The sequence below is a fragment of the Brachybacterium halotolerans genome (genome assembly GCF_016623465.1).
Taxonomy (GTDB): domain Bacteria; phylum Actinomycetota; class Actinomycetes; order Actinomycetales; family Dermabacteraceae; genus Brachybacterium; species Brachybacterium halotolerans.
The window spans coordinates 405365-428272 of record NZ_JAEDAJ010000003.1 but is presented as its reverse complement, the minus strand read 5'-3'; the positions used below and the strand labels follow the sequence as shown (position 1 = coordinate 428272).

Annotated in this window: 20 protein-coding genes; 12 read left to right on the top strand and 8 right to left on the bottom strand. The window is 71.1% G+C overall.

Annotated elements, in window-relative coordinates:
- Nucleotides 1-55: 55 nt before the first annotated feature.
- Nucleotides 56-1012: a helix-turn-helix transcriptional regulator gene (locus I8D64_RS08465; protein ID WP_200502038.1), complete on the top strand. Its 957-nt coding sequence runs from the start codon at nt 56-58 to the stop codon at nt 1010-1012.
- A gap of 34 nt (nt 1013-1046) precedes the next feature.
- Here I8D64_RS08465 and I8D64_RS08460 read toward each other — a convergent pair whose 3' ends face one another.
- From I8D64_RS08460 to I8D64_RS08440, 5 genes are read right to left on the bottom strand one after another with little or no spacing between them, the layout of a single operon-like run.
- Nucleotides 1047-2114 carry a LacI family DNA-binding transcriptional regulator gene (locus I8D64_RS08460; protein ID WP_200502037.1) on the bottom strand — a complete coding sequence of 356 codons (1068 nt, stop codon included), beginning with the start codon at nt 2112-2114 and terminating at the stop codon, nt 1047-1049.
- The gene (locus I8D64_RS08455) at nt 2114-2869 is read right to left on the bottom strand and encodes a DUF624 domain-containing protein (protein ID WP_200502036.1); all 756 of its coding nucleotides are present in this window, start codon (nt 2867-2869) and stop codon (nt 2114-2116) included. The genes I8D64_RS08460 and I8D64_RS08455 overlap by 1 nt, the downstream gene beginning before the upstream one ends.
- 4 nt (nt 2870-2873) lie before the next feature.
- Entirely contained in the window at nt 2874-3797 is a 924-nt protein-coding gene (locus tag I8D64_RS08450) for a carbohydrate ABC transporter permease (protein WP_200502035.1), read from the bottom strand.
- A gap of 11 nt (nt 3798-3808) precedes the next feature.
- Complete coding sequence (locus tag I8D64_RS08445; protein ID WP_200502034.1) at nt 3809-4819, bottom strand: carbohydrate ABC transporter permease; 1011 nt, start codon at nt 4817-4819, stop codon at nt 3809-3811.
- Nucleotides 4819-6165, bottom strand: a complete 1347-nt coding sequence (locus tag I8D64_RS08440; RefSeq protein ID WP_200502033.1) for an ABC transporter substrate-binding protein — start codon at nt 6163-6165, stop codon at nt 4819-4821. Before I8D64_RS08440 ends, I8D64_RS08445 begins: the two co-directional genes overlap by 1 nt.
- A gap of 271 nt (nt 6166-6436) precedes the next feature.
- Here I8D64_RS08440 and arfA point away from each other — a divergent pair, with 271 nt between their 5' ends.
- Nucleotides 6437-8005, top strand: coding sequence for an arabinosylfuranosidase ArfA (gene arfA / locus I8D64_RS08435; RefSeq protein ID WP_200502032.1), 1569 nt, complete (start codon nt 6437-6439; stop codon nt 8003-8005).
- Nucleotides 8006-8036: 31 nt separating this feature from the next.
- A complete protein-coding gene (locus I8D64_RS08430; RefSeq protein WP_200502031.1) occupies nt 8037-9302 on the top strand; it encodes a sialidase family protein in 1266 nt (421 codons plus the stop codon).
- 48 nt (nt 9303-9350) lie between these two features.
- Here I8D64_RS08430 and I8D64_RS08425 read toward each other — a convergent pair whose 3' ends face one another.
- Nucleotides 9351-10307, bottom strand: coding sequence for a sugar-binding transcriptional regulator (locus I8D64_RS08425; RefSeq protein ID WP_200502030.1), 957 nt, complete (start codon nt 10305-10307; stop codon nt 9351-9353).
- A 224-nt stretch (nt 10308-10531) separates the two neighbouring features.
- On the opposite strand from I8D64_RS08425, the gene I8D64_RS08420 reads away from it, so the two are divergent.
- The 5 genes from I8D64_RS08420 to I8D64_RS08400 all read left to right on the top strand — a co-directional run bounded on the left by I8D64_RS08420 (nt 10532) and on the right by I8D64_RS08400 (nt 16371).
- On the top strand, nt 10532-11923 hold the full coding sequence (locus tag I8D64_RS08420; protein WP_200502029.1) for an MFS transporter: 1392 nt from the start codon (nt 10532-10534) through the stop codon (nt 11921-11923).
- Nucleotides 11920-13296 carry a four-carbon acid sugar kinase family protein gene (locus I8D64_RS17785; RefSeq protein ID WP_200502028.1) on the top strand — a complete coding sequence of 459 codons (1377 nt, stop codon included), beginning with the start codon at nt 11920-11922 and terminating at the stop codon, nt 13294-13296. The genes I8D64_RS08420 and I8D64_RS17785 overlap by 4 nt, the downstream gene beginning before the upstream one ends.
- Nucleotides 13293-14342 (top strand): 4-hydroxythreonine-4-phosphate dehydrogenase PdxA, encoded by a 1050-nt coding sequence (pdxA, locus tag I8D64_RS08410; protein WP_200502027.1) that lies wholly within the window; start codon nt 13293-13295, stop codon nt 14340-14342. The genes I8D64_RS17785 and pdxA overlap by 4 nt, the downstream gene beginning before the upstream one ends.
- A 115-nt stretch (nt 14343-14457) precedes the next feature.
- The gene (locus I8D64_RS08405) at nt 14458-14928 is read left to right on the top strand and encodes a ribose-5-phosphate isomerase (protein WP_200502026.1); all 471 of its coding nucleotides are present in this window, start codon (nt 14458-14460) and stop codon (nt 14926-14928) included.
- Between the two features lie 438 nt (nt 14929-15366).
- The gene (locus I8D64_RS08400; protein WP_200502025.1) at nt 15367-16371 is read left to right on the top strand and encodes an NAD(P)-dependent oxidoreductase; all 1005 of its coding nucleotides are present in this window, start codon (nt 15367-15369) and stop codon (nt 16369-16371) included.
- A 20-nt stretch (nt 16372-16391) separates the two neighbouring features.
- Here the strand turns inward: I8D64_RS08400 and I8D64_RS08395 are convergent, their stop codons facing one another.
- Together I8D64_RS08395 and I8D64_RS08390 are read right to left on the bottom strand one after the other, a co-directional pair.
- The gene (locus tag I8D64_RS08395; RefSeq protein WP_200502024.1) at nt 16392-17180 is read right to left on the bottom strand and encodes an SDR family NAD(P)-dependent oxidoreductase; all 789 of its coding nucleotides are present in this window, start codon (nt 17178-17180) and stop codon (nt 16392-16394) included.
- Between the two features lie 81 nt (nt 17181-17261).
- The gene (locus tag I8D64_RS08390; RefSeq protein WP_200502023.1) at nt 17262-18698 is read right to left on the bottom strand and encodes an MFS transporter; all 1437 of its coding nucleotides are present in this window, start codon (nt 18696-18698) and stop codon (nt 17262-17264) included.
- 269 nt (nt 18699-18967) lie between these two features.
- Between I8D64_RS08390 and I8D64_RS08385 the strand changes: the two genes are divergently transcribed.
- From I8D64_RS08385 to I8D64_RS08370, 4 genes are all read left to right on the top strand, one after another.
- Nucleotides 18968-20227 carry an MFS transporter gene (locus I8D64_RS08385; RefSeq protein WP_200502022.1) on the top strand — a complete coding sequence of 420 codons (1260 nt, stop codon included), beginning with the start codon at nt 18968-18970 and terminating at the stop codon, nt 20225-20227.
- Nucleotides 20228-20259: 32 nt separating this feature from the next.
- Nucleotides 20260-20961 (top strand): Pr6Pr family membrane protein, encoded by a 702-nt coding sequence (locus I8D64_RS08380; protein ID WP_200502021.1) that lies wholly within the window; start codon nt 20260-20262, stop codon nt 20959-20961.
- Nucleotides 20962-21093: 132 nt separating this feature from the next.
- Complete coding sequence (locus tag I8D64_RS08375) at nt 21094-22254, top strand: glycerol dehydrogenase (RefSeq protein ID WP_200502020.1); 1161 nt, start codon at nt 21094-21096, stop codon at nt 22252-22254.
- Between the two features lie 252 nt (nt 22255-22506).
- Nucleotides 22507-22794 (top strand): DUF1540 domain-containing protein, encoded by a 288-nt coding sequence (locus tag I8D64_RS08370; RefSeq protein WP_200502019.1) that lies wholly within the window; start codon nt 22507-22509, stop codon nt 22792-22794.
- Nucleotides 22795-22908 lie beyond the last annotated feature (114 nt).

The window sequence follows — 22908 nt, the reverse complement described above, 5'->3', positions numbered from 1 at the left end:
ATGCTCCTCGCCCATGCGGACAGTTCCTGTCCGCGATCTCGTGCAGACTCTTCCCATGAGTGACGTGACCCGCAGGACCCTGCGCCTGCTGAACCTGCTGCAGTCGCGGACCGTGTGGACCGGTCCCGAGCTCGCCGACGAGCTGGGCGTGACCACCCGGTCGGTGCGGCGCGACGTGGACCGCCTGCGCGACATGGGATACCCGGTGCTGGCCTCGAACGGGCACGGCGGCGGCTACCAGCTGGGCGCCGGGCGGGCCCTGCCTCCCCTGCTGCTCGAGGGCGACGAGGCGACCGCGATCGCCGTCGCCCTGCGGCTCGCGGCCGGATCGGGGATCGACGGGCTCGGCGAGCAGGCCGTGCGCGCGCTCGCGAAGCTCGACGGGATCCTCCCTCCCAGCGTGCGCGCCGAGGTCTCGGCGATCACCGACGCCCTGCACGTCGTGGAGCCGCACGCGGGCGCCGGCGGCATCCTCTCCTCGACCCTGGTCACGCTCACGCGGGCCGTGCGGGACGGGGTGCAGGTGCGGGTCGACTACGAGCGGGCCGACGGCCACCGCGCGACGAGGCGCCTCGAGCCCTACCGCGTGCTCTCGATCCAGGGCCGCTGGTACCTGTTCGCCTGGGACCTCGACCGCGAGGACTGGCGCACCTTCCGCCTGGACCGCATGCACGAGGTGCGCGCGAGCACCTTCCGCTTCACCGCCCGCCCCACCCCCGACATCGAGTCCTACGTGCGCGAGTCGATCAGCGTGGGCGCGTACCCGATCGGCGCCCGGGTGCGGATCCTGCGCCCTGCGAGCGAGGTCGCGCCGCGCATCCCCGCCTTCGCCGGCACGATCACGGCCGACGGGGAGGAAGCGTGCATCCTGCGCTCGGGCGCCCGGGACCTCACCTGGATCGCGATGCAGCTCGCATGGCTGGGCCTGCCGATCGAGGTGATCGAGCCCCCGGAGCTCGCCGCGGAGATCGCGCGGATCGGGACGTGGGCGAGTGGGGTGCACGAGCGCTGAGGCGGCGTGCCAAGGGCCCCGCACGAGCCTCCCGTCACCCCGCGCTCCCCCGCACCACCAGCCGGTAGGGCGCCTCGATCACGCGCGCGGGACCGTCGTAGCCGCCGATCCGTTCGATGAGCAGGTCGAGAGCGGTCGCGGCGAGCGCCTGCTTGTCGGGATCGATCGTGGTCAGCGGCGGCGTCGTGAAGGCGGCCTCGTGGATGTTGTCGTAGCCGATGACGGCGACCTGCCCGGGCACGTCGATGCCGGCCATGCGCAGGCCCAGCAGCACGCCGCGGGCGAGGTCGTCGTTGCCGCAGACGATCCCGTCCACCTCCGGGTGCGCGTCCATGAGCTCCCGCCCCGCGCTGAGTCCACCCTCCTGGCTCCAGGTGGGGACCGTGGGGACGACGGGTTCCGGTGCTCCCGCCTCGGTGAGCGCCCGGCGCACGCCTCCCAGCCGCAGGCGACTGGTGGAGTGGGCCTGCCGCGCCTCCGTGGTGGGCAGCATGCCCAGGTAGGCGATGCGGCGGCGGCCCAGGCCGAGCAGATGCGCGGTGGCGTCGTGCGCCGCGCGCTCGTTGTCGGTGCGCACGTAGTCGCTGCCGGCGGGCAGCGCGGCCTCGGCCAGGTGCTCGCCGATGAAGACCGTCGGCTGGATGGTCCGCCCCAGTCCCGCGATGACGTCCTCGCCGATCAGCAGGGGGTTGAAGACGACTCCGTCGCCGAGGACCCGGGTGAATCCGGAGAGCACGCTCGCCTCCTCGTCGCGGCCGGCGGCGGTGCTGTGCAGCATGATGCTGCGCCGTCGCCGCTGGGCCTCGTCGGCGAACGCCTGGGCGAGCTCGGAGAAGTAGGTGCCGGCCAGCGACGGGATCGCCAGGGTGATGAGTCCGCTGGTGCCGGTGCGCATCTGCTGCGCGCCCACCTGTGGGCGGTAGTTGAGGTCGCGGATCGCCTGCTGCACGCGCTCACGGGTCGCTGACCCCACGTTGGGCCGCTCGTTGACCACGTTGGAGACGGTCTTGATCGACACCCCGAGCCGCTCGGCGATCTCCCGCATCGTCACGTTCCGCGGGCGCGCGGATCCGGCCGACGGCGCGGCCCGCTCGTCGGCCATCACACCGTGGCGGCGTCGAGCCGCGACTGCCAGGAGCGCACGAGGACGAAGGTGGTCACGGCGACAAGGATCCCACCTCCCAGCAGTAGGCCGACGGGCTGGATGATCGCCGAGACGATCCCGGCCGCGACCAGGGTGATCGTCCAGGAGACGGTCGCCGTCGGCAGCAGCACGGTCCCGGCCAGGGCCCCGCGCCACAGCATCGGCGAGGGTGCGTCGGGCCGCAGCACGTGCAGGGCGATCGCATGGAAGAGCGCGAGCACGCTGACCGCCCCGAGGATGCCCGCGGCCGCGAAACCCGCCGGGAAGACCCATGCCGGCAGCGCCCCGGCGATGCCCAGGGCGAGGTTCGCTCCCGCGGCGAGGCCGATCACGAGGAACGGACCTGCCGCACCGTTCGCGGGCCCGAGCTCCGCGCGGAAGCGGCCCAGCACCGCACGGGCCGCGCCGCCGAACCCGCCGTCGCCCTCGAACGGGTCGGCTCCCGGGACGTCTCCGCGGAGCACGGATACGAGGGTCGCGGTGGCAGGGGCGATCCCGCCGATCACCCCGCCGCAGAGCACCAGCACCACCCAGGCCACGTGGAGGGCGAGCAGCCGCGGCAGCCAGGCGAGCGCGGCCATCACCCCGTGCAGCGCGCCCGACCCGCCGGGCGCTTCCTCCCCGTCGGCCGCACCCAGCCCGCCGGCCTTGTCGACCCCGGCGGCCCCGGCAGCCCCGTCGGCCCCGGCCCGCTCCTCCCGCACCGGCGTCATCGGCTCAGCCCTTGTTCCCGGTCAGCGCGATCGACTCGATGATCTGGCGCTGGAACACGAGGAACACGGCGAGCACGGGCACGAGCGCGATGATCGAGGCGGCCATGATCAGCGGGTAGTCGGTCTCCACCGCGTAGGTCGCGTTGAAGTTCGCGATCACCAGCTGCAGGGTGTGCACGTTCTCCGAGTTCAGGTAGATGATCGGGCCCAGGTAGTCGTTCCAGGTGCCCATGAACCACAGGATCACCTGGGCGGCGATCGCGGGACGGATCAGCGGCAGCACGATCCGCCAGAAGATCTGCGGATGGTTCGCCCCGTCGATCACGGCGGCCTCGATGAGGGAGTCGGGCACGCTCATCAGGTACTGGCGCAGGAAGAACACCATCATCAGGTTCCCGAACAGGCCGGGGACGATGAGCGGCAGCAGGGTGTCGACCCACCCGATCTTCGAGAACAGCATGAAGGTGGGGATCATCAGTGCGGGGAACGGGATCATGATCCCGCCCAGCAGCGCGAGGAACAGGGCGTTCTTGCCGGGGATCCGCATCTTCGAGAAGGCATAGGCGGCGAAGCACGAGGTCACCGTGCCCACCGTGATCACGGTCAGGGAGACGATCGCGGAGTTCACGATGCCGTGCAGCAACGGCCCGGCCTCCCACACCCGGAGGTAGTTCGACCATTCGGCGGGCTTCGGGATCCACTGCGGGGGCAGCGCGAACACGTTCTCCTGGGTCTTCAGGGAGGTCGAGAGCATCCACACGAGCGGCAGCAGCATGGTGAACGCGCCCAGGCAGAGGACCACGAACACGATGACGTCGGCCGGGCTCTGGAAGCGGCGCTCGCTCTTCTTCCGCCGACGCCGGGCGGCGTCGGGCGCGACCCCGGAGGTCTGCAGCGGGGCGGTCGGGACGGCACTGGTGGCAGCCATAACGGGCCTCCTCATTCCACCGTGAAGACGTTGCGGGAGTTCAGGTAGAACTGGAAGGCCGTGACCAGGAAGATCAGCGCTCCCAGCACGAGCGACATCGCCGTCGCGTATCCCAGCTTGAGGTTCTGGAAGCCCTGCTGCCAGATGTACCAGACGATGGTCGCGGAGCCGAACTCGGGGCCCCCGGTGGGGGTCATGATGTTGATCTCCGCGAACATCTGGGCGCCGCCGATGATGCCGGTGACCACCAGGAAGAAGGTGACGGGGCTGAGCATCGGCAGGGTGACGTGGCGGAAGCGCCGCCAGGCGCCCGCGCCGTCGAGCATCGCCGCCTCGAGCAGGTTCCGGGGCACCGACTGCAGGGCCGCGAGGTAGAGCAGGGTCGAGAACCCCAGCCCCTTCCAGACGCCCATGAGGATCAGCGCCGGCTTGACCCAGGTCTTCTCCGCGAGCCAGTTGGGCCCGTCGATGCCGACCATGCGCAGCAGCTCGTTGACCAGCCCAAAGTCGCCGTTCAGCGCCCACTGCCAGAGGATCGAGATCGCGGCGACGGAGGACACCCCGGGCAGGTAGTAGATGACGCGGAACGCCGCCCGGCCGGGCATTCGCCGGTTCAGCGCGATCGCGAGGGCCAGGGAGATCGCGAGCCCGATCGGGATCCCGATCATGAGGAACAGCGTGTTCCACAGCGACTGCCAGAACTGCGGGTCGCCGGCCATGGTCCGGAAGTTCGTCAGCCCCGAGAACACCGGGGAGGACAGCCCGTTCCAGTGGGTGAAGGCCGCGTAGCAGGAGAACAGCAGCGGGGCGAGGGCGAACAGCGCGAAGCCGAGCACCGGGGGTGCGATGAAGATCCGGCCCCAGATCCGCTCGGGCCGGGTGAGCCGGCCGCGGCCGGGCGGGCGCGATGCCCCGGAGGCACGGGTCCCGGCCGAGACGCGCGCGTGGCGCCGGCCGGAGCGGACGAGCGCGGCGGGCGGCGGGGTGTTCGCGGCGGGGCCGACGGGCGTGGTGGCGCTCATCAGGAGTTCGCCTCCTGGTCGATGCGGAGCTGGTCGTAGCCCTGGTCCAGGAACCCCTGCATCACGGGCTGCGTGGCCTTCAGGTACTCCCCCACGTCCTGCCGGCCCTCGAGGACCGGCTGGATGTTGGTGAAGAAGGTGTCGAGCCACTCGGGGGTGTACGTGCGGGAGGTGGGCACGAAGTGTCCGTAGTCCTCGACGATGTCGACGTACTCCTGCTTGTTCTGCGGCTCGATCGACGTGTCCTTCACCCATTCCTTCGCGCGGGTGCGGGTGTTGGGGATCGTCTGCCCCTGGCCGACGATGATCTCCTGCGCCTCGGGGTCGCAGGACAGGAACATGGCCAGCTCCGCGGCGCGGTCCGGGCGCCTGCTGTTCGCGGAGACGCCGATGCCGAGCGAGCCCACGTTGGTCGCCGAGGTGCCCGTGCGGCCCGTCGGGTAGGGGCACAGGTCGAAGTCGAAGTCGAGCGTGCGGTAGAGCGTGAGATCCCACGGGGCCACGGGGAAGAACCCGATCTGGCCGCGCAGCCAGCGCTGGTAGCCGTCGAGCCCCTCGGACTCGTTGATCGAGGGCGTGACCTTGTGCTTCTCGCGCAGGTCGACGACGTACTGGAGGGCCTCGGCGAACTCGGGGGTGTCGACGGTGACGGTGCGGGCGTCCTCGTCGACCCAGTCGGCGCCGTTGGACCACACGTACGAGTGCAGCTCGGCGGTGATGTTCACCGAGTTGCCCCAGCTGTCGGTTGTCCCGTCGCCGTCGCGGTCGCCGGTCAGGGCCTTGCAGCGGTCCAGGAACTCGTCCCAGCTCAGCGGCTCGTCGGGGTCGGGCGGTTCGACGTCCATCTCCTCGAAGAGGGTCTTGTTGTACCCGAAGGAGAAGGGGCCGACGTCCTTGGGCATCGCGTACAGCGGGCCCGTGCCGATGCTCTCCCCGTCGAAGCGGTAGAGGTCCAGGCCCGCCTGCCAGATGTCGTCGACGGGCAGGTCGGTCTCGTCGACGTACTGCGACAGGTCCGCGAGGACCCCGTTGGTCACGTACGCCATGGTGCGCGTGGGCTCGAGGTAGAAGAGGTCGGGCGTGGAGTTGCCCAGGATCGCGGTCTGCAGCTTCGTCGCGTACTGGTCGACGCTCGTGGAGATGAGGTTGACCTGGATGCCGGTGCGGCGGATGAACACGTCCACGGCGCGGGCGAAGACGTCGCGCTCCTCGGTGGAGCCGCGGAACATGAAGGTCAGGACGTCGGGGTCGGAGGAGTGGAGGTTCCCGCAGCCGCTCGCCGCACCCGCCGTGGTCGCAGCGGCGGCGGCCCCGAGGGCTCCGGTGAGGAATCGTCGTCGTCTCATGGGGATCCGTTCTGCCTCGTCCCGTCCGTGTCGCGTCTGCGTCCTCGCAGCCCGGTCTCTCCGTCGAGACCCCGCGGATTCGTCGTGAGGTGTGGCACAAGGTACATCGTTGAACTAGAGTCGGCAAGCATCGGCCCGCGGACACGTCCGAACGCCCCGGGGAACGGTCCCCGACTGCGCCCCGTGCGCATCCGGGAACTCTCCCGGCGCACCCGCTGCGCGCGCCTCGTGCGCAGACCCGTCCTCGATCCCGCGGCCGGAGGAGTCGGTCATGACCCTGCACGCCGCCGTGCATCTGCACCCCCGTCTCGCCGTCGGCCCCGTGCGCCGCCGCACCTTCGGCAGCTTCGTCGAGCACATGGCGCGCTGCGTGTACACGGGGATCTTCGAGCCCGATCACCCGAGCGCCGACGCCGACGGTCTGCGCACCGACGTCCTCGAGCTCGTGCGCGAGCTGGGGGTCTCGAGCGTGCGCTACCCCGGCGGGAACTTCGTCTCCGGCTACCGCTGGGAGGACGGCGTGGGACCGCGGGAGGGGCGCCCGGTGCGCCGCGACCTCGCCTGGCACTCCACCGAGACCAATGCCTTCGGCCTCGACGAGTTCATGACCTGGGCGGATGCCGCGGACGTCGAGCCGATGTACGCGGTGAACCTCGGCACCCGGGGCACCCAGGAGGCGCTGGACGTCCTCGAGTACGCGAACGGTGCCGTCGGCACCGACCTCGCCGACCATCGGGCGCTGAACGGCCACGCCGAGCCCTACGACATCCGCATGTGGTGCCTGGGCAACGAGATGGACGGGCCCTGGCAGCTCGGCCACGTGCCCGCGCGCGACTACGCGGTGCTCGCCGCCGAGACCGCCCGCGCCATGCGCCGCGCGGATCCCGACCTGGAGCTCGTGGCCTGCGGCTCCTCCCATGCGGCGATGCCCACGTTCGGGGCCTGGGAGCAGGCCGTGCTCGAGGCCGGCTACGACGCGATCGACATGCTCTCCGCCCACGTCTACTACCGCGAGGAGGACGGCGACCAGGCCTCCTACCTCGCCTCGGCCGACGACATGGACGCCTACATCGACGCCGTCGTCGCGACCAGCGACCATGTGCGGGCGCTGCAGGGCGCGGACAAGCGCATCATGATCAGCTTCGACGAGTGGAACGTCGCGGCCTCGCGCGGGGACGCGGGCAAGGAGCCGAACGGCTCGGACTGGCCCGTCGCGCCCCGGTTCGCCGAGTCGACGTACAGCGCACAGGACGCCGTGGTGGTCGGATCGCTGCTGATCAGCCTGCTGCGGCACACCGACCGCGTGGCCTCCGCCTCGCAGGCGCAGCTGGTCAACGTGCTCGCGCCGATCCGCACCGAGGTCGGCGGGGCGGCCTGGCGCCAGAGCATCTTCCACCCCTTCGCGCTCACGTCCCGGCACGCGCGCGGCCAGGTGCTCGTGACCGGCGTCGACTCCCCTGCCGTCGAGAACCGCCGCTTCGGCGAGAGCGCTGCGCTCTACTCGGTCGCGACCTGGGACGAGGAGACCGGGCAGCTCGCCGTCTTCGCGGTGAACCGCTCCGGGGCCGACGCGCTCGCGCTGGACGTGGACCTCGCGGCGTTCGGCGACGCCGGAGCGGGCGGACCGGCGGGGTTCGAGCTCGTCGAGGCCGTGCTCCTCCACGAGGACGACCCGCACCGCACGAACTCGGCCCGCCGCCCCGATCGGGTCGTCCCCCGCCCCCTGGAGGAGGTGACCCTCGAGGCCGCGGACGGCCCCGACGCCCCCGCGAGCTCCCGCCTCACCGCGGTTCTGCCCCCGATCAGCTGGGTCATGATCCGGCTGGAGAGAACCCGGTAGTCCCGAAACCCCAGAAGAGGACGTGACGCAGATGCAACGACGCACCCTGACCACCGCACTCACCGCCGCCCTGACCGGCACCGCTGTCGCCGGCATCGCAGGCCCCGCATCGGCCGACGGGACGAGCGGAGGAACCGACGGGACGGGAGGACGGTCCCACGGAACGGGAGGCCGGGCCGGCGGCACCGGCACCGGCACCGATGTCGGCCCAGGCCCGGCCGACCAGGCGCCCCGCCTGCTGCACGAGGGCATCGGCCTGTACCCGCGGGCGATCCGCCTCGCGCACCAGGGCGCGGCGGACGACCGTCTGCTCGCCTCCGTCGTCACCTTCGAAGGGGCCGACGGCGCAGAGGGCTCCGGCGCGATCTTCGAGTCGACCGACGGTGGCGCGACGTTCGCCCAGGTCGGAAAGGTCTTCGACGAGGCGACGCAGGGTGGGGAGGGCATCTGCTGCGCCACGCTCTACGAGTTGCCGCGCGCGATCGGCGACCTGCCCGAGGGCGCGCTGCTGTGGAGCGCCTCGGTGGGCGCCGACCGTGCGGAGCGCCGGATGACGATCCGCGTCTGGGCGAGCACGGACCTCGGCCGCAGTTGGGAGCGCGTGGCCATCACCCACGCCGCCGCGAACGAGGGCGGGATGTGGGAGCCGGAGTTCGCGACCACGGACGACGGCACCCTGGTGCTCCTCTACTGCGATGAGACCGACGGCAAGCGCCACTCGCAGAAGATCGTCCTGCAGACCTCCACGGATGCTCTGACCTGGAGTGACCCGGTGCCCGTGATCGAGCTCGAGGACCCGGCGTCCCGCCCGGGCATGCCCAACGTGCGGCGCCTGCCCGACGGCCGCTGGGCCATGACCTACGAGGTGTGCGGTCCCAGCCCCACGGATGCCTGCCGTCTCTTCGTGCGCACCGCTGACGACCCCCGCGACTGGGGGCCGGTCACCGCGCGGGACGCCGTCATCGTCGCCGACGACGGCACCGAGCCCCGCCACACGCCGACCCTCACCCTGGATGCGGACGGCTCGGTGATCCTGGGCTCGCAGATGCACTACACCGTCGACGGCGCGATCTCCCCGAACAACGGACAGGTGCTGCTGCGCACCCGTAACAGTGCGCTGACCGGGGACATCTCCTGGGCGACCGAGCCCGCGCCCGTGCCCGTGGAGGACCCCGACGACTCCCCGTGCCCGAACTACTCCCCCACGATCGTGCGCACGGCGGCCGGGCAGCTCCTCGAGATCACCACCGCTCCTGGTTCCGACGGCTGCCGGGCCTGGTACGGCTCGCGGGGGTGAGGCCGCCGGGCACCGGTCCGCGCACCGTCCCGGGCGCCATCCCACGCCCTACTCCCCCGCCACAAGCTCCCGCGCGGTCGTCGAGTCCACGACCAGGTGCGTGACGAGCCCGGCCGTCAGGGCCGCGCGCAGCGCCTCGGTCTTGCCGGCCTCGGCGGCGACGAAGAGGCGCACCGGGATTCGACGCACCTCGTCGAAGGGCATGCCGGTGGAGCGGTCGTTGACGGCGATGCCGTCGGTCGAGCCGTCGGCCCGGAAGAAGATCGAGGCGAGGTTCCCGACGGTCCTCTCGCGGGCGAGCTCCTCGACGTCCCCTGCGGTGAGGAAGCCGGACTCGTAGAGCCGGCTGGGATGGTCGGTGTCGGGGACGCCCACGGAGGTCAGCAGGATCTGGGCGCCCGCGCGCATGGCGAGCGTGCGGCGGATGCTGCCCTCCTGCCACATCAGGCGGCGGGTCTGGGCCGAGTCGAAGATCGCGGGCACGGGGAACAGGTGGACGTCGGCCCCGAAGGCGCCGCCGAAGCGGTCCAGGATCACCGTGCCGTAGTTCTTGCCGAGGCTCGCGACGTTGCCCGAGCCGTGCATCTGGACCACGTGCAGCCCGCGCACGCGACGGTGGGTGAGCTGCGAGGAGACGGCCTCGATGGTGGAACCCCAGGTGACGGCGAGCGTCGAGTCGGGCTGGACGAGGCCCAGCAGCAGCCCGGCGGCCTCGCGCCCCACGGCGAGGCGGCGGGCGGCGTCGCTCGCGTCGGCCGGAACGTCGGCGATGACGGCCTGGATGCCGAAGCGGTCCTCGAGCTCCTGGCGGCGGATCGCGGGCGAATCGGGATCGCGGTGGATGAGGAACTCGACGACGCCCTCGGCCCGGGCCTGCGCGAGCATCCTCGAGACCGTCGAGCGGGAGACGCCGAGCTCCCGGCCCACGGCCTCGACCTTCAGATCGCGGCCCCAGTAGAGCTCCGCGGCATCGGCCAGGCGATCGCGCTGGGACGGACTGAGCATGGTCGGCTCCTTCGGATCGCTGCGGGCGGCCCCGGGGGCGAGCCGTCCTCACCGGGCACCCCGCCCGGCGCATGACGTGGGCGCTGGGAAAAGTCCCGCACCTCGCGCCACATACTCCAGAGTGACACATTTTCCCGATTCAGTCCCTCTCATTGCTCAGATCCACCCTCTCGATGCGACGATTGCTCACGCTTCACCCGCCCGGACCCACGAAGGAGTGAGCGATGTCCGCACCGCGCAGCCACCTCGGCAAACCCACCCAGTACCGCTGGCTCGTCCTCGGCGCGATCTTCCTGACCTACGTGGTCGCGATGGCGGACCGCTCGAACGTCGGCACCGTGCTGCCGTACATGCAGCAGGAGTTCCACGTCTCGAACACTGCGCTGGGCGCGATCTCGAGCTTCTTCTTCCTGGGCTACGCGATCTCCCAGATCCCCGCCGGCATCCTCATCGGCCGCATGGGCACGCGCACGATCGTCTCGATCGCGGTGCTGCTGTTCTCGGTGATCACCTTCCTCATGGGCTTCACGACCACCGCGGTCATGCTCATCGTGCTGCGCCTGCTGCTGGGCGTGCTCGAGGGGCCGACGCCGGTGGGCATGACCTCGACGATCAACCGCTGGTTCCCGACCAAGGAGAAGGGCCTGGCGACCGGCGTCTACATCGCCTCCACGCAGGTCGCGCCGCTGGTCGTCCCCGTGATCGCGGTGTTCATCGCGGAGGCCGCCGGCTGGCGTGCCGTCTTCCACTGGTTCGCGATCCCCGGCGCGATCATGGCGATCGTCTTCTTCCTCGTGGTGCGCTCCCGGCCGAGCGACGCGAAGCTCGTGAACCAGGCCGAGGCCGACTACATCAGCGACGTCGCCGGCGCCGTCCCGGTCGTGGCCCGCGAGTTCGGAGACATGGGGATCATCGACCGCATCATCCGCCTCAAGGACTCCGCTCCCCTGGGCGACGCCCGCTCCGTGCTGAAGTCCTGGAACGTCTGGGGCATCACGCTCGCCTACTTCTTCATGAACAACGTCCTCTACGGCATGATCACGTGGGTGCCCACCTACCTGCGCGATGCGCGCGGCTTCGACGCCGTGGGCATGGGCTTCGTCGCCTCGACCCCGTTCATCGGCGGCATCATCGGCGCGATCGCGGGCGGCGCCGTCTCCGACCGCCTGTTCCGCGGCCGCCGCAAGCCCACCGCCCTCATCACGGCGCTCATGACCGCGATCATGATGGCGCTCGTCATCGTCATCCCGCAGAACACGCCGCTGCTGGTCACGGCCCTGATCCTCACCGGGTTCTTCCTCAACATCGGCTGGTCCTCGTTCACCTCGTACGCGATGAACCTGACCACCGGGCGCACTTACCCGTTCACGATCGCCGTCATCAACTCCGGCGGCAACCTCGGCGGCTTCTTCGCCCCCATCATCGTGGGCGCACTCCTCGACGCGACCGGCAGCTACTCGATCGCCTTCAGCTACTTCGTGGGAGTGCTCGTGGTCGGCTTCGTGCTGCTGCTGAGCATCACCGAGATCCGCCCCCGCAAGGAGCAGGGCGCGATCACCGCGACCGACGGACCCTCGTCCCTCGCCTCCGACGACCCCCACGAGGTGATCGCGTGAGCCGTCTCGGGATCGTCGCAGACGACCTCACGGGCGGGACCACCGTGGGCGCGCTGATCGCCCGCGAGGGGTCCCGCCCCACGGTGCTGTTCCGCCACCACGGGATCGCCGAGGCCGTGACCGGCGACGAGGACACGATCATCGTCTCCACGGACTCCCGCGCGATGGAGCCCGAGGTCGCCTTCGGCCGGGTCCGCCACGCGGCCGAGCAGCTCCTCGCCCTCGGCGCCGAGCAGCTGTCCAAGCGCATCGACACGACCCTGCGCGGTGGCGTCGGCCCCGAGGCGGAGGGCATGATGTCGGCCCTCGAGGACGCGGGCGAGGACCCGACCGCGATCATCGTCCCGGCGATGCCGCAGTCCCGCCGGATCGTCGTCGGCGGCTACTCGCTCATCGATTCCGTGCCGCTCGCCGAGACCGACGTCGCGCGCGACGTCCGCACGCCCGTCACCGAGTCCCACCTGCCCACGCTGCTGTCCCGCCAGTTCTCCCGCGAGGTCGCGCACGTGGGCCTCGCCGACGTCCTCGCCGGTCAGGCCGCCCTGCGGGCGCGGTTCGCGCGCCTGCACGAGAGCGGCGTGCGCGCGATCGTGCTGGATGCGGCCACGATCGAGCACGTCGACGAGATCGCCCGCGCAGTGGTCGCCGTCGGCGGCTGCGTGGTGGCCGTCGACCCCGGTCCCTTCAGCGTGCGCCTGGCCGCGCACCGGGGCCTGCTCGCCGGCGCCGAGAGCATCGAGCGGCCGCTGCGCACCGCCCCGTCGGCCGAGCCGGAGCACGGCACCATCGCCGTGGTCGCCGGCAGCGCATCGGCCCGCACGCACGAGCAGATGACCCGGCTCGCGGCCGAGCCCGGCACGCAGGTGCTCACGGCCGACGTGCTGCGCCTGATCGGCGACGAGACCTCCTTCGAGGTCGAGGCGGCGCGCGTGCGCGGGAAGCTGCGCGGCCTGCTGGACGGGCCCGAGCCGGTGCGCGTGGCCCTGCTGGCCCTGGACACCGTGATCAGCGGCGGCCGCACCGCGAAGGCCGACCTCGAGGCGGCCAGCGGGCTCACCGGCCATCGCATCTCCACACTGCTCACGCACCGCTTCGGGCGGCTGGCCCGCCTGGTGCTCGACGAGATCGGTCGCGAGCGCCTCGCCGGCGCCTATCTCACGGGCGGCGACGTCATGGTCGCCACCTGCAAGGCCCTCGAGGCCGACGGCCTCGCCATGGTCGACTACGTGATCCCCCAGGTCGATCAGGCCGGGATCGTGGGCGGCCCGTACGCACATCTTCCGGTGGTCTGCAAGGGCGGACTCACCGGCACCGAGGTCACCGCCCTCCAGTCGGTGAACCGCCTGTTCGACGAAAGGACCCTCTCCTCATGACTGCTCCCGACACCACCGCGCCCCGCAAGCCCACCATGGCGATCACGCTCGGCGACCCCGCCGGCATCGGCCCCGAGATCGTCCTGAAGACCATGCAGTCCCCCGAGATCTACGAGATCTGCGACCCGTTCGTCATCGGCCACCGTGACAGCCTCGAGCTGGCCGCGAAGATCCAGGGCGTCGACGCGCAGTTCCACATGATCTCCGACCCCTCGGAGGCCCGCTTCGAGCTGGGCACGATCGACCTGCTGCAGACCGACGTCGAGAACGACGCCGAGATCGAGTTCGGGAAGGTCCAGAAGGCCGCCGCCCTGCGCGCATACTCCTACCTCGAGAAGTCCATCGAGCTGGGCCTGGCCGGGAGGATCGACGCGGTCTCCACCGCTCCGATCAACAAGGCCGCCCTGCAGGAGGCCGAGGTCCCGCACATCGGCCACACCGAGATCTACCAGGCGCTCACGGACTCGAAGTACGCGCTGACCATGTTCAACTGCCACAAGCTGCGCGTGTTCTTCCTGACCCGCCACGTCTCCCTGCGCCAGGCCTGCGACCAGATCACGCACGAGCGCGTGCTGCAGTACCTCCAGGACATCGACGGCGAGCTGCGCGCCCTGGGCATGGAGAACCCCTCCATCGGCGTCGCCGCGCTGAACCCGCACGTGGGCGAGGGCGGCATGTTCGGCACCGAGGAGATCGAGCACATCGGCCCCGGCGTCGAGGACGCGAAGGCCCAGGGGATCAACGCGGTGGGCCCGCAGTCGGCCGACGCGATCTTCGCCTTCAACCTCGACGGCCACCACGACGCGATCCTCTCGATGTACCACGACCAGGGCCACATCGCCTGCAAGACCTACGACTTCCAGAACGCCGTGACCATCACCCTGGGCCTGCCCTTCATGCGCAGCTCCGTGGACCACGGCACCGCCTTCGACATCGCCGGCAAGGGCATCGCCCAGGGCGAGTCGATGATCGAGGCCACCCGCGTCGCCGCCGTCTACGCCCAGATGCAGCTCGACCACCGCCAGAAGCAGGGCGCCGCGGCCTGAGTCCGGCCGGAGGGCCCGACCACCCCGCGCCACCAGCACGCACCACCTGCGCACATCACGCACCGCACACCGCGCATCACGCACCAGCACCAGCACCAGCACGAGGAGCAGCACCATGGCACTGAGGATCGTCGTCGGCGGGGACAACGCCGGATACGGGTACAAGGAGGAGCTCAAGGCTCTTCTCGTGGCCGACGAGCGGGTCGCGTCCGTGACCGATGTGGGCGTCACCGGCCGTGAGGACGGCGCCTACTACCCCAACGTCGCGGTCGACGCGGCGGAGAAGGTCGCGGCCGGCGAGGCCGACCGTGCGCTGCTGATCTGCGGGACCGGCCTGGGCGTCGCGATCGCGGCGAACAAGGTCAAGGGCATCCGCGCGGTGACCGCGCACGACCTCTACTCGGTGCAGCGCTCGATCCTGTCGAACAACGCGCAGGTGCTGTGCATGGGCGAGCGTGTGATCGGGCTGGAGTCCGCGAAGGCCCTGGTGGACGTGTGGCTGGACCTCGAGTTCGACCCGAACTCGTCGTCCGCCGCGAAGGTCGACGCGATCTGTGCCTACGACGGGTCCCTCGAGGAGAACTGACTCGAGGCGCGGCCCTCGACCGTCACTCCCGCCGATCAGCCGCGTCGGCCGCGTCGGCCGCACCCGCTGAGCCGAGCCGAGTCGCAATCGGGTCGGCCGGCCCACGGTTCCACGCGACGACCCACGATCCGACGGCCCCTCCGATCCAGCGATCGGAGGGGCCGTCGTCGTCCGTGTCCGTCTCCTCCCGGGAGCCCGGGCCGAGAAGAACCTGGAGCCCGGCTTGGCGTCGAGAGGGATGGGGTGGCAGGAGGCTACGAGTTGCGGTGGAAAATCGACGCTTCCGACGCCGGCCGCTGCCCGGGGCAACCCCTGCCGGGGCGTTCCCCTGCCGGGCCGTGCCAGTGCGCGAACGCGCGATGCGCTCGGATCGCGCCCGCCCATAGTCTCGGAGCAGCCCGTCGCGCACCCATGAACGCCCGCTCGAGGAGGAGCATCGTGCCCGCATCCGCATCTTCGACCGCTGCCGCATCCGCACCCCGCATCGCCATCGTCGACTGCGACCACGAGGCCTTCGCCGAGGAGCAGCGGGCGGCCGACGCCGCCGGCATCGAACTCGTGAAGGCGCAGGCCACCAGCGAGGACGAGGTCATCGCCGCCGCTCAGGGTGCCGACGCGATCCTCGTGCAGTACGCCCCCATCACCGCTCGGGTGCTCGACGCGCTGCCCGACCTGAGGGCCGTCGGCCGCTACGGCGTGGGTGTGGACACCGTGGACCTCGAGGCGGCGACCGCCCACGGCGTGCCCGTGTGCAACGTCCCCGACTACTCGATCGAGGACGTCTCCGACCACGCGATCGCGCTGGCCATGACCCTGGTGCGCGGCACCGCACAGCTCGACCGGCAGGTGCGCGCGGGCCGCTACGGGCTCGAGGCGATCAAGCCCCTGCACCGCGTGTGCGAGCAGACCTTCGGCGTCGTGGGCCTGGGCCGCATCGGCCGAGCGACCGCGACCAAGGCGCGGGCGCTCGGCTTCGCCGTCGTCGGCTCGGATCCGATGCTCGAGGTCGGGAGCACCTCGGCCGACGGCACGCCCGTGCTCGCCTTCGAGGACCTCCTCGCGCGCAGCGACGTCCTCTCCCTGCACGTCCCGCTGACCGACGCGACCCACCACCTGATCGATGCCGACGCCCTCGGGCGCTTGAAGACCGGCGCGATGCTCGTGAACACCTGCCGCGGCGCCGTCGTGGACACCGAGGCGCTGCTCGCAGCCCTGCCCACCGGCCGGCCGCGCTCCGCGGCGCTCGACGTCTTCGAGACCGAGCCGATCCCCGCGGGTTCACCGCTGCTGGACGAAGAGAACCTGGTGCTCACCCCGCACGCCTCCTGGTACAGCGAGGAGTCGGAGGCGGAGCTCAAGTCCCGCATCGCCGCGGCCATGGTCGCGGCCGTGCGCGGCGAGCGCCCGCCCCACGTGGTGAACCCGGACGCCCTCGGGGCCTGACGACGCGCCGCACGCGCCGCTCACGCGATGTGGGAGCCCCCGTTGATGTCGAGGGTGACGCCGGTGAGGTAGCCGCCGTCGCGTCCCAGCAGGTAGGCGATGCCCCCGGCGACGTCCTCGACGGTGCCCACGCGCCCCACGGGCAGCTCCTGGAGCAGGAAGGTCTTGCGCTCGTCGCTCAGGCGGCCGCCCATGATGTCCGTGTCGATCGAGCCGGGGGCCACGCAGTTCGCGGTGATCCCGTACTCGCCGAGCTCGCGCGCCCAGGTGCGGGCGATGCCCAGCAGCGCCGCCTTCGACCCGGAGTAGGCGGCGCGCCCGTAGACGCCTCCGCCGCGCTCGGCCGAGGCGCTCGAGACGTTCACGATCCGCCCCAGGCTGTGGCGGCGGAACACCTTCACCGCCTCGCGGGTCACGAAGTAGGTGCCGTGCACGTTGACGTCGAACACTCGCTTCCACTCCTCGGTGCCCACTTCTGTGAAGGGGGTCGGCGAGGAGATGCCGGCGTTGTTGACGACCCCGACGAGCTGCGGGAGCTCCGCGTCGATGCGGGCCACGGCGTCGATCACGGCCTGCTCGTCGGAGATGTCGACGCCTAGGCCGAGCGCGGGCATGCCGGTCTCCTCGGTGATCCGGGCGGCGACGGCCTCGCTCGCGGCGCCGTCGAGGTCGAGCACGGCGACGGCCCAGCCGTCGCGTGCGAGTCGGTGCGCCGTCGCGCGGCCGATGCCGCGCTCGGAGGCGGCGCCGGTGACGATCGCCGTCGGGCGCTCGGGGAAGTCGGAGGCCGGGTAGGCGGGAACGGGCATGGTGTCCTCTCGTCGTGAGCGTGCTGTCGTCGTCGCGGCGACCGTGGGCGTAGTCGACTGCGTCTTCATCTGCGTCTGCGTCTATGCCTCGGGCTCGCCCTTCAGCGCCGCCTCCTGGAGGTGGGCGGTCTCGGACTCCACGTAGCCGTAGACCTCCGGCAGGATGAACTTGGCCGAGAGGAAGCCGGTCAGGGAGAGCACGGAGACGGCGAGGGTCGCGCCGACGGGGCCCCAGGCGGCCGTCATGATCGGGAAGACGAAGGCCCCGAAGAACGACGCCGCCTTCACGAACACGTAGCCGAAGCCCGATGCCGTGCCCTTGAAGCGCGGCGGGGCAACCATCGACACGATCGTCATACCGTTCGAGGCGTCCCAGTAGTGGCCCCACATGAGCACGAGCGCGGCGATCACGATCAGCGGCTTGATGTCGGCCCCGAGCGCGAAGGCGCCCGCGACCAGGCCGATGAACGCCATCCCGTAGCCGGCCATGGCGAGCCCGCGGTGGCCGAGCTTGGGCAGCACGATCGGGGCGGTGAAGCCGGAGACCGTCGCCACGCAGTAGATGAGCGCTGTGATGAGGTTGGTGCCGATGTAGCTCTCGGCGCCGTCGCCGCTCGTGCTCACACCCACGCCGGCGACCACGAGGATCACCGGCAGGTAGAAGCCGAAGGCGGTGAACTCGGCGCCCTGCATGGCGTTGGAGATCCAGCCGAAGATGGTGCTGCGCTTCTTGATCGGGTCGGCCCACATGACCTTGAGGAAGTCGCTGACCTTCACGCGGGGCAGCTCGACGTCCTCGTCGGGCAGCATCTCCAGCGGATCCCCGAACAGCTTCTCGGAGGACTGCTTGGCCTGCCGGAAGCGCCCGCGCTGCACGAGCGAGAGCGGGGTCTCCGGGAGGTTCACGCGGGAGATCAGCAGGATGATCGCGGGGATCGCACCGAGGGCGAGGCCCACGCGCCAGAGGATCTCGTGGGGCATGCCGGTCGCGTACATGATCGTGACGATGACGATCGCGGCGACCTCGCCCAGACCGAACATGAACTGCCAGCGGCTGCCCATCTGCTCGCGCTTGCCCTTGGGCATCGACTCCATGATGTAGGCGTAGCCGTTGGAGATGTCGCTGCCCAGCGGGATGCCGATGAGGAAGCGGATGATGATCAGGTCCCAGATGTTCTGGGAGAAGCCCTGGACGATCGCCAGCACGATGAACAGCGCCATCGTCAGCAGGAAGACCTTCTTGCGGCCCAGACGGTCGGCCACGTAGCCGCCGATCAGCGCGCCCACCAGGGCACCGCCCTGGACGGCCGCCGTGGCCAGGCCCAGCTGGACCGCCGTCGGCTCGTACTCGTTCTTGATGAAGATCAGCAGGAACGAGATCGCGTACAGGTCCCACGCCTCGATGAGGATCGTCGAGATCATCATCCAGCCGCCGCGGGTCGAGGACCCGGTGCCCGGCTTGTTCTGCAGCCTGATGGTGGCCATGTCGGAGAGCTCTCGCACGCGCGATGCGTCCATCTCTGCCCCTCTTCCACGTCGTCGTGCCGGGGCGGGTCGTCCCGGAATCCAGGGGCCAACTGAAGCCCCGCGGGGGCTCGCGCGTCAAGCCCGGGCGCGGGATCTGGACGCGGACCTGGACGCGGGGCGCGCACCGCCACGCGGCGCAGGTCCTCGGCCCGACCATCCAGTGACCCCCTCATGACCTGGGCGTGCGGAGCGGTCTAGGGTGATCTGCGGTCGGTGCTCGCCCCCGTCGGCCCTCCTCGCACCGGCCCCCACCCCAGGAGATGATCCGCACGACCGCCACCGCACCCCGGCGCTTCGCGGCCCTGCGCGACGGGCACTCGCGCCCCTACCTGTTCACCGCGGGGCTCTCGATGATGGGCGACAACATCGAGCACGTCATCACCTACTGGGTGCTGTGGAACCGGTTCCACTCCCCCGGCCTGGTGGGCTTCGAGGTGATCAGCCACTGGCTGCCGTTCCTGCTGCTGTCGGTGTGGTTCGGCGGGCTCGCCGAGCGCTTCGACTGCCGGCGCATCATCCAGATCGCCCAGGGACTGTTCGCCTTCGTGTCCCTGGCCTGGGGCGTCCTCTTCCTCACGGGCACGCTGGAGATGTGGCACGCGTGCGTGCTGCTGGTCCTGCACGGCTGCGCGGGCGCGCTGTGGGCCCCCGCCGAGCAGCTCCTGCTCCACGACTTCGCCGAGCCCGAGGACCTCCCCGGCGCCGTGCGCCTGAACGCGACCTTCCGCAGCCTCGGCGTGCTCGCCGGGCCCGTGGTCGGCTCGGTGCTGATGCTGGTGCTCGGGCCGACATGGGGCATCTTCGCGAACGTCCTGTTCTACCTGCCGATGACCCTGCTCATGCTGCGCACCCCCTTCACGGGCCACACGCGCAGCGGCTTCGTGCGCCGCGAGCGCCTGAGCATCCTGGACTCCTTCTCGGTGCTGCGCACGGTGCGCTCCGACACGGTGCTGATCGCGATGATCGTGCTCGCGGGCCTGGTCGCGGTGTGCGTCGGCTCCTCCCTGCAGGTCTCGATGCCCTCCTTCGCCGACGCGCTCGGCGCGGGCTCCGCGGGGCTGGGATACGGGGTGCTGCTGTTCGCCAACGGCGCCGGCGGGGTGCTCGGGGGCTTCCTGCTCGAGGCCACGGGGATCGTGCGGCCCGACACCCGCGCGGCCGTCGTCGCGACCTTCCTCTTCGGGCTCACGACGGTCGTGGTGGCGACCACCTCGCACTACGCGATCGCGGTGATCGCCCTGGTGGTCGGGGGCGTCGCGAACATGGCGGCGATGTCGATCGGCCAGGCCGTCGTGCAGCTGCGCGCCCCGATCGAGCAGCGCGGACGCGTGGTCGGCGTCTTTAACATGATCGGCAGCGGCCTGCGCACCGGCAACGGCCTCACGCTCGCCCTGCTGGGCGCCGCGGTGGGCGTGACCGGCGCGGTGCTGGTGGGAGGGGCCGTGCTCGCGATCGGCTCCGTGCTGATCGCGGTGCTCGTGTGGGTCGGCTTCTCACGAGCCCGACGCGCCCAGGACTGAGGGGCGGTCGCCCTCGGGTGGACAATGCCTGAATGCCCAGCGCCGCGCCCGCTCCCCCGCCCACCTCGACTGGCACCGGAGGTGCGACCACCCCGCTCGGCGCGGCCCCGCGGATCCTCTGGGGGATCGTCGCGGTGTGCGCCGTGTTCGGGATGTGCGGCTCGTTCGTGCAGACCGTGGGCACCGCGCTCTCCCCGGCCGACGGACCCGGCCTGATCGTGAGCGTGGTCCGCTACTTCTCCTACTTCACGATCCTCACGAACCTGTTCGTCGCCCTCGTCGCGGTCTCGCTCACGGTCGGCCGACGTCCGGGGCCGCTCCTGCGCGTGCTCACCCTCAACGCGGTCACGGGCATCGTGATCACCGGGGTCGTGAACTGGTTCCTGCTGCGCCCGGGCGCGGTGATCGCTCCCGGGATGCCGACGATCCTGGACACCGTCCAGCACATGTTCGTCCCGGTGCTCGCGCCGGTGGTGTGGCTGGTGATCGGCCCGCGGGGCCACGTGCACGCGCGCACCTTCGCCGCGAGCCTTGTCTTCCCGCTCGCCTACCTGGTCTGGACACTCGTCCACGGGGCCGTGACCAGCTGGTACCCGTACCCGTTCATCGACATCCCGCGGGTGGGCTACGCCAGCGCGCTCACCGTGGGCGGGCTGATCCTGGTGATCATGTGCGCCCTCGCGGCGCTCTGCTGGGCCTGGGACAGGTGGCGGGCGCGGCGCGCACGCGCCTGAGCGGCCTCTCCCGGGCGCCTTCTCGGCCGACGAGAACCCCCGTTGCCCGCCGTCTCGACCCGGGCGAAGACTCGGAGGCATCAGGGGCCCGCAGCGGCGGGCCCGACCGTCGGCCCGAAGGAGCGCCGTGCCATGCCCTCCACCACCTCGTCCTCGCTCAGCGTCCTCGCCAGCCCCAGCCGCTACGTCCAGGGGAAGGGGGCGCTCGACGAGCTCGGCACCCACCTCGCCGCCCTCGGCCGCAATCCGCTGATCGTCGCCGACGACACCGTCTGGGGCCTGTTCTCCCAGCAGGTCACCGATGCGCTCGCCGCGGCGGATCTTCCCGCGACCCGCGTGGGCTTCGAGCGGTTCGCGACCCCGGAGGCCGTGGACTCGCTGGTCGACGTGATCGCCGCGGGCGGGCACGACGTGATCGTCGGGCTCGGCGGCGGGTCGACGATCGACGCCGCGAAGGCCTCCGGTCATCTCGCGAGGATCCGCTGGGCGAGCGTGCCCACGGCGGCCTCCTCCGATGCGCCGACGTCCTCGCTCGCCGTCATCTACACGGCCGACGGCGAGTTCGTCGAATACCGCTTCTTCCCGCGCAACCCCGACCTGGTGCTCATCGACACCCAGGTCGTCGCGCACGCCCCCGTGCGCTTCCTCGCCGCAGGGATCGGGGACGCCCTGGCCACGTGGCTCGAGGCACGTGCGACCCGCCGCGGCACGGCCGACGCGATGGCGGGCGGTCGTCCCACCTGCGCCGGGACCGCGCTCGCGGAGCTGAGCTGGGACATCCTGTGGGAGAACGCGCTGCCGGCGCTCGACGCGGTCGCCGCGCACGTCGTCACGCCCGCTTTGGAGGCGGTGGTCGAGGCGAACACGCTGCTCTCGGGCCTGGGCTTCGAGTCCGGCGGCCTCGCCGCGGTGCACGCGATCCACAACGGGCTCACGGCCGCCCCGCAGACCCACGGCCTCACCCACGGCCAGAAGGTCAACATCGGCTCCCTCGCCCAGCTGATCCTCGAGGGCGCCACGACGGAGGAGATCGAGGACTTCATCGCCTTCACCACGCAGGTCGGCCTGCCCAACACGCTCACCGAGATCGGACTGAGCCCGGAGGACCGCGACGAGATCGAGGCCGTCGCCGAGGCCGCGACCGTCGAGGGCGAGACGATCCATGCGATGCCCTTCCCGGTGACGGCGGACCAGGTCGTGGACGCGCTCATCGCCACCGAGAGCATCAGCCGTCGGGTCCGCTCCGAGCGCGGCCTGCCCGCGCCCGAGCTCTATACCGGCGGGGGCCACTGAGCCCAGGGGGCACTCCCCGAGGACCGGCGGGGACCGCGGTGCAGATCCTCGGGGGCCGCCGTGCAGGCCCCGGGGCGTTCGGCCGCGCACGCATTTACGAACCCCACGGATTTTAGAAAAGCAAAGGCTTTTCGAAATACCTCCGTCGCCTTAAGGGGTAAGGCAGGTATTCCTTTCTAGAATTCTGCGCATCCCGCGTCTATTCTTCCTGCAGAGCCCCCGATACGGGCGCTGACCTGCACAGGAGGAGACATGACCGCCATCGAGATGCCGAAGGTGACCGAGTGCTCGGTCACCGGGTGCTCCTACAACCATGACGGCTGCACCGCATTCGCGGTGACGGTCGATGCCGATCACGACTGCGCCACGTTCATCCCCCTGGACACCAAGGGCGGCCTCTCGAAGGTCGTCTCCCAGGTGGGCGCGTGCCAGCAGACCGACTGCGTGTTCAACAAGGACCTCGAGTGCTCGGCCGGTTCCGTGCGCATGGGTCCGGGCGCCGGCGCCGCCGCCGAGTGCCTCTCCTTCCAGCAGGCCTGAGCAGCATCTTCCCCAGGCCTGAGCCGCACCCGCTTCCCCACCCCGTCGGCCCGTCGCTCGCTCGAGCGGCGGGGCGCCGCCCCCACAACGGCCTACCCGGGGGGGCCTGTCGCT

Excerpts from the sequence above, each read along its gene's own strand:
- I8D64_RS08375 (WP_200502020.1), top strand. The coding sequence starts at position 21,094 with ATGCCCTCCACCACCTCGTCCTCGCTCAGCGTCCTCGCCAGCCCCAGC.
- I8D64_RS08440 (WP_200502033.1), bottom strand. The coding sequence starts at position 6,165 with ATGAGACGACGACGATTCCTCACCGGAGCCCTCGGGGCCGCCGCCGCT.
- I8D64_RS08450 (WP_200502035.1), bottom strand. The coding sequence starts at position 3,797 with ATGGCTGCCACCAGTGCCGTCCCGACCGCCCCGCTGCAGACCTCCGGG.
- I8D64_RS08430 (WP_200502031.1), top strand. The coding sequence starts at position 8,037 with ATGCAACGACGCACCCTGACCACCGCACTCACCGCCGCCCTGACCGGC.
- I8D64_RS08370 (WP_200502019.1), top strand. The coding sequence starts at position 22,507 with ATGACCGCCATCGAGATGCCGAAGGTGACCGAGTGCTCGGTCACCGGG.
- I8D64_RS08385 (WP_200502022.1), top strand. The coding sequence starts at position 18,968 with ATGATCCGCACGACCGCCACCGCACCCCGGCGCTTCGCGGCCCTGCGC.
- I8D64_RS08425 (WP_200502030.1), bottom strand. The coding sequence starts at position 10,307 with ATGCTCAGTCCGTCCCAGCGCGATCGCCTGGCCGATGCCGCGGAGCTC.
- I8D64_RS08445 (WP_200502034.1), bottom strand. The coding sequence starts at position 4,819 with ATGAGCGCCACCACGCCCGTCGGCCCCGCCGCGAACACCCCGCCGCCC.
- arfA (WP_200502032.1), top strand. The coding sequence starts at position 6,437 with ATGACCCTGCACGCCGCCGTGCATCTGCACCCCCGTCTCGCCGTCGGC.
- I8D64_RS08420 (WP_200502029.1), top strand. The coding sequence starts at position 10,532 with ATGTCCGCACCGCGCAGCCACCTCGGCAAACCCACCCAGTACCGCTGG.
- I8D64_RS08460 (WP_200502037.1), bottom strand. The coding sequence starts at position 2,114 with ATGGCCGACGAGCGGGCCGCGCCGTCGGCCGGATCCGCGCGCCCGCGG.
- I8D64_RS08405 (WP_200502026.1), top strand. The coding sequence starts at position 14,458 with ATGGCACTGAGGATCGTCGTCGGCGGGGACAACGCCGGATACGGGTAC.
- I8D64_RS08455 (WP_200502036.1), bottom strand. The coding sequence starts at position 2,869 with ATGACGCCGGTGCGGGAGGAGCGGGCCGGGGCCGACGGGGCTGCCGGG.
- pdxA (WP_200502027.1), top strand. The coding sequence starts at position 13,293 with ATGACTGCTCCCGACACCACCGCGCCCCGCAAGCCCACCATGGCGATC.
- I8D64_RS08390 (WP_200502023.1), bottom strand. The coding sequence starts at position 18,698 with ATGGACGCATCGCGCGTGCGAGAGCTCTCCGACATGGCCACCATCAGG.
- I8D64_RS08380 (WP_200502021.1), top strand. The coding sequence starts at position 20,260 with ATGCCCAGCGCCGCGCCCGCTCCCCCGCCCACCTCGACTGGCACCGGA.
- I8D64_RS08395 (WP_200502024.1), bottom strand. The coding sequence starts at position 17,180 with ATGCCCGTTCCCGCCTACCCGGCCTCCGACTTCCCCGAGCGCCCGACG.
- I8D64_RS08465 (WP_200502038.1), top strand. The coding sequence starts at position 56 with ATGAGTGACGTGACCCGCAGGACCCTGCGCCTGCTGAACCTGCTGCAG.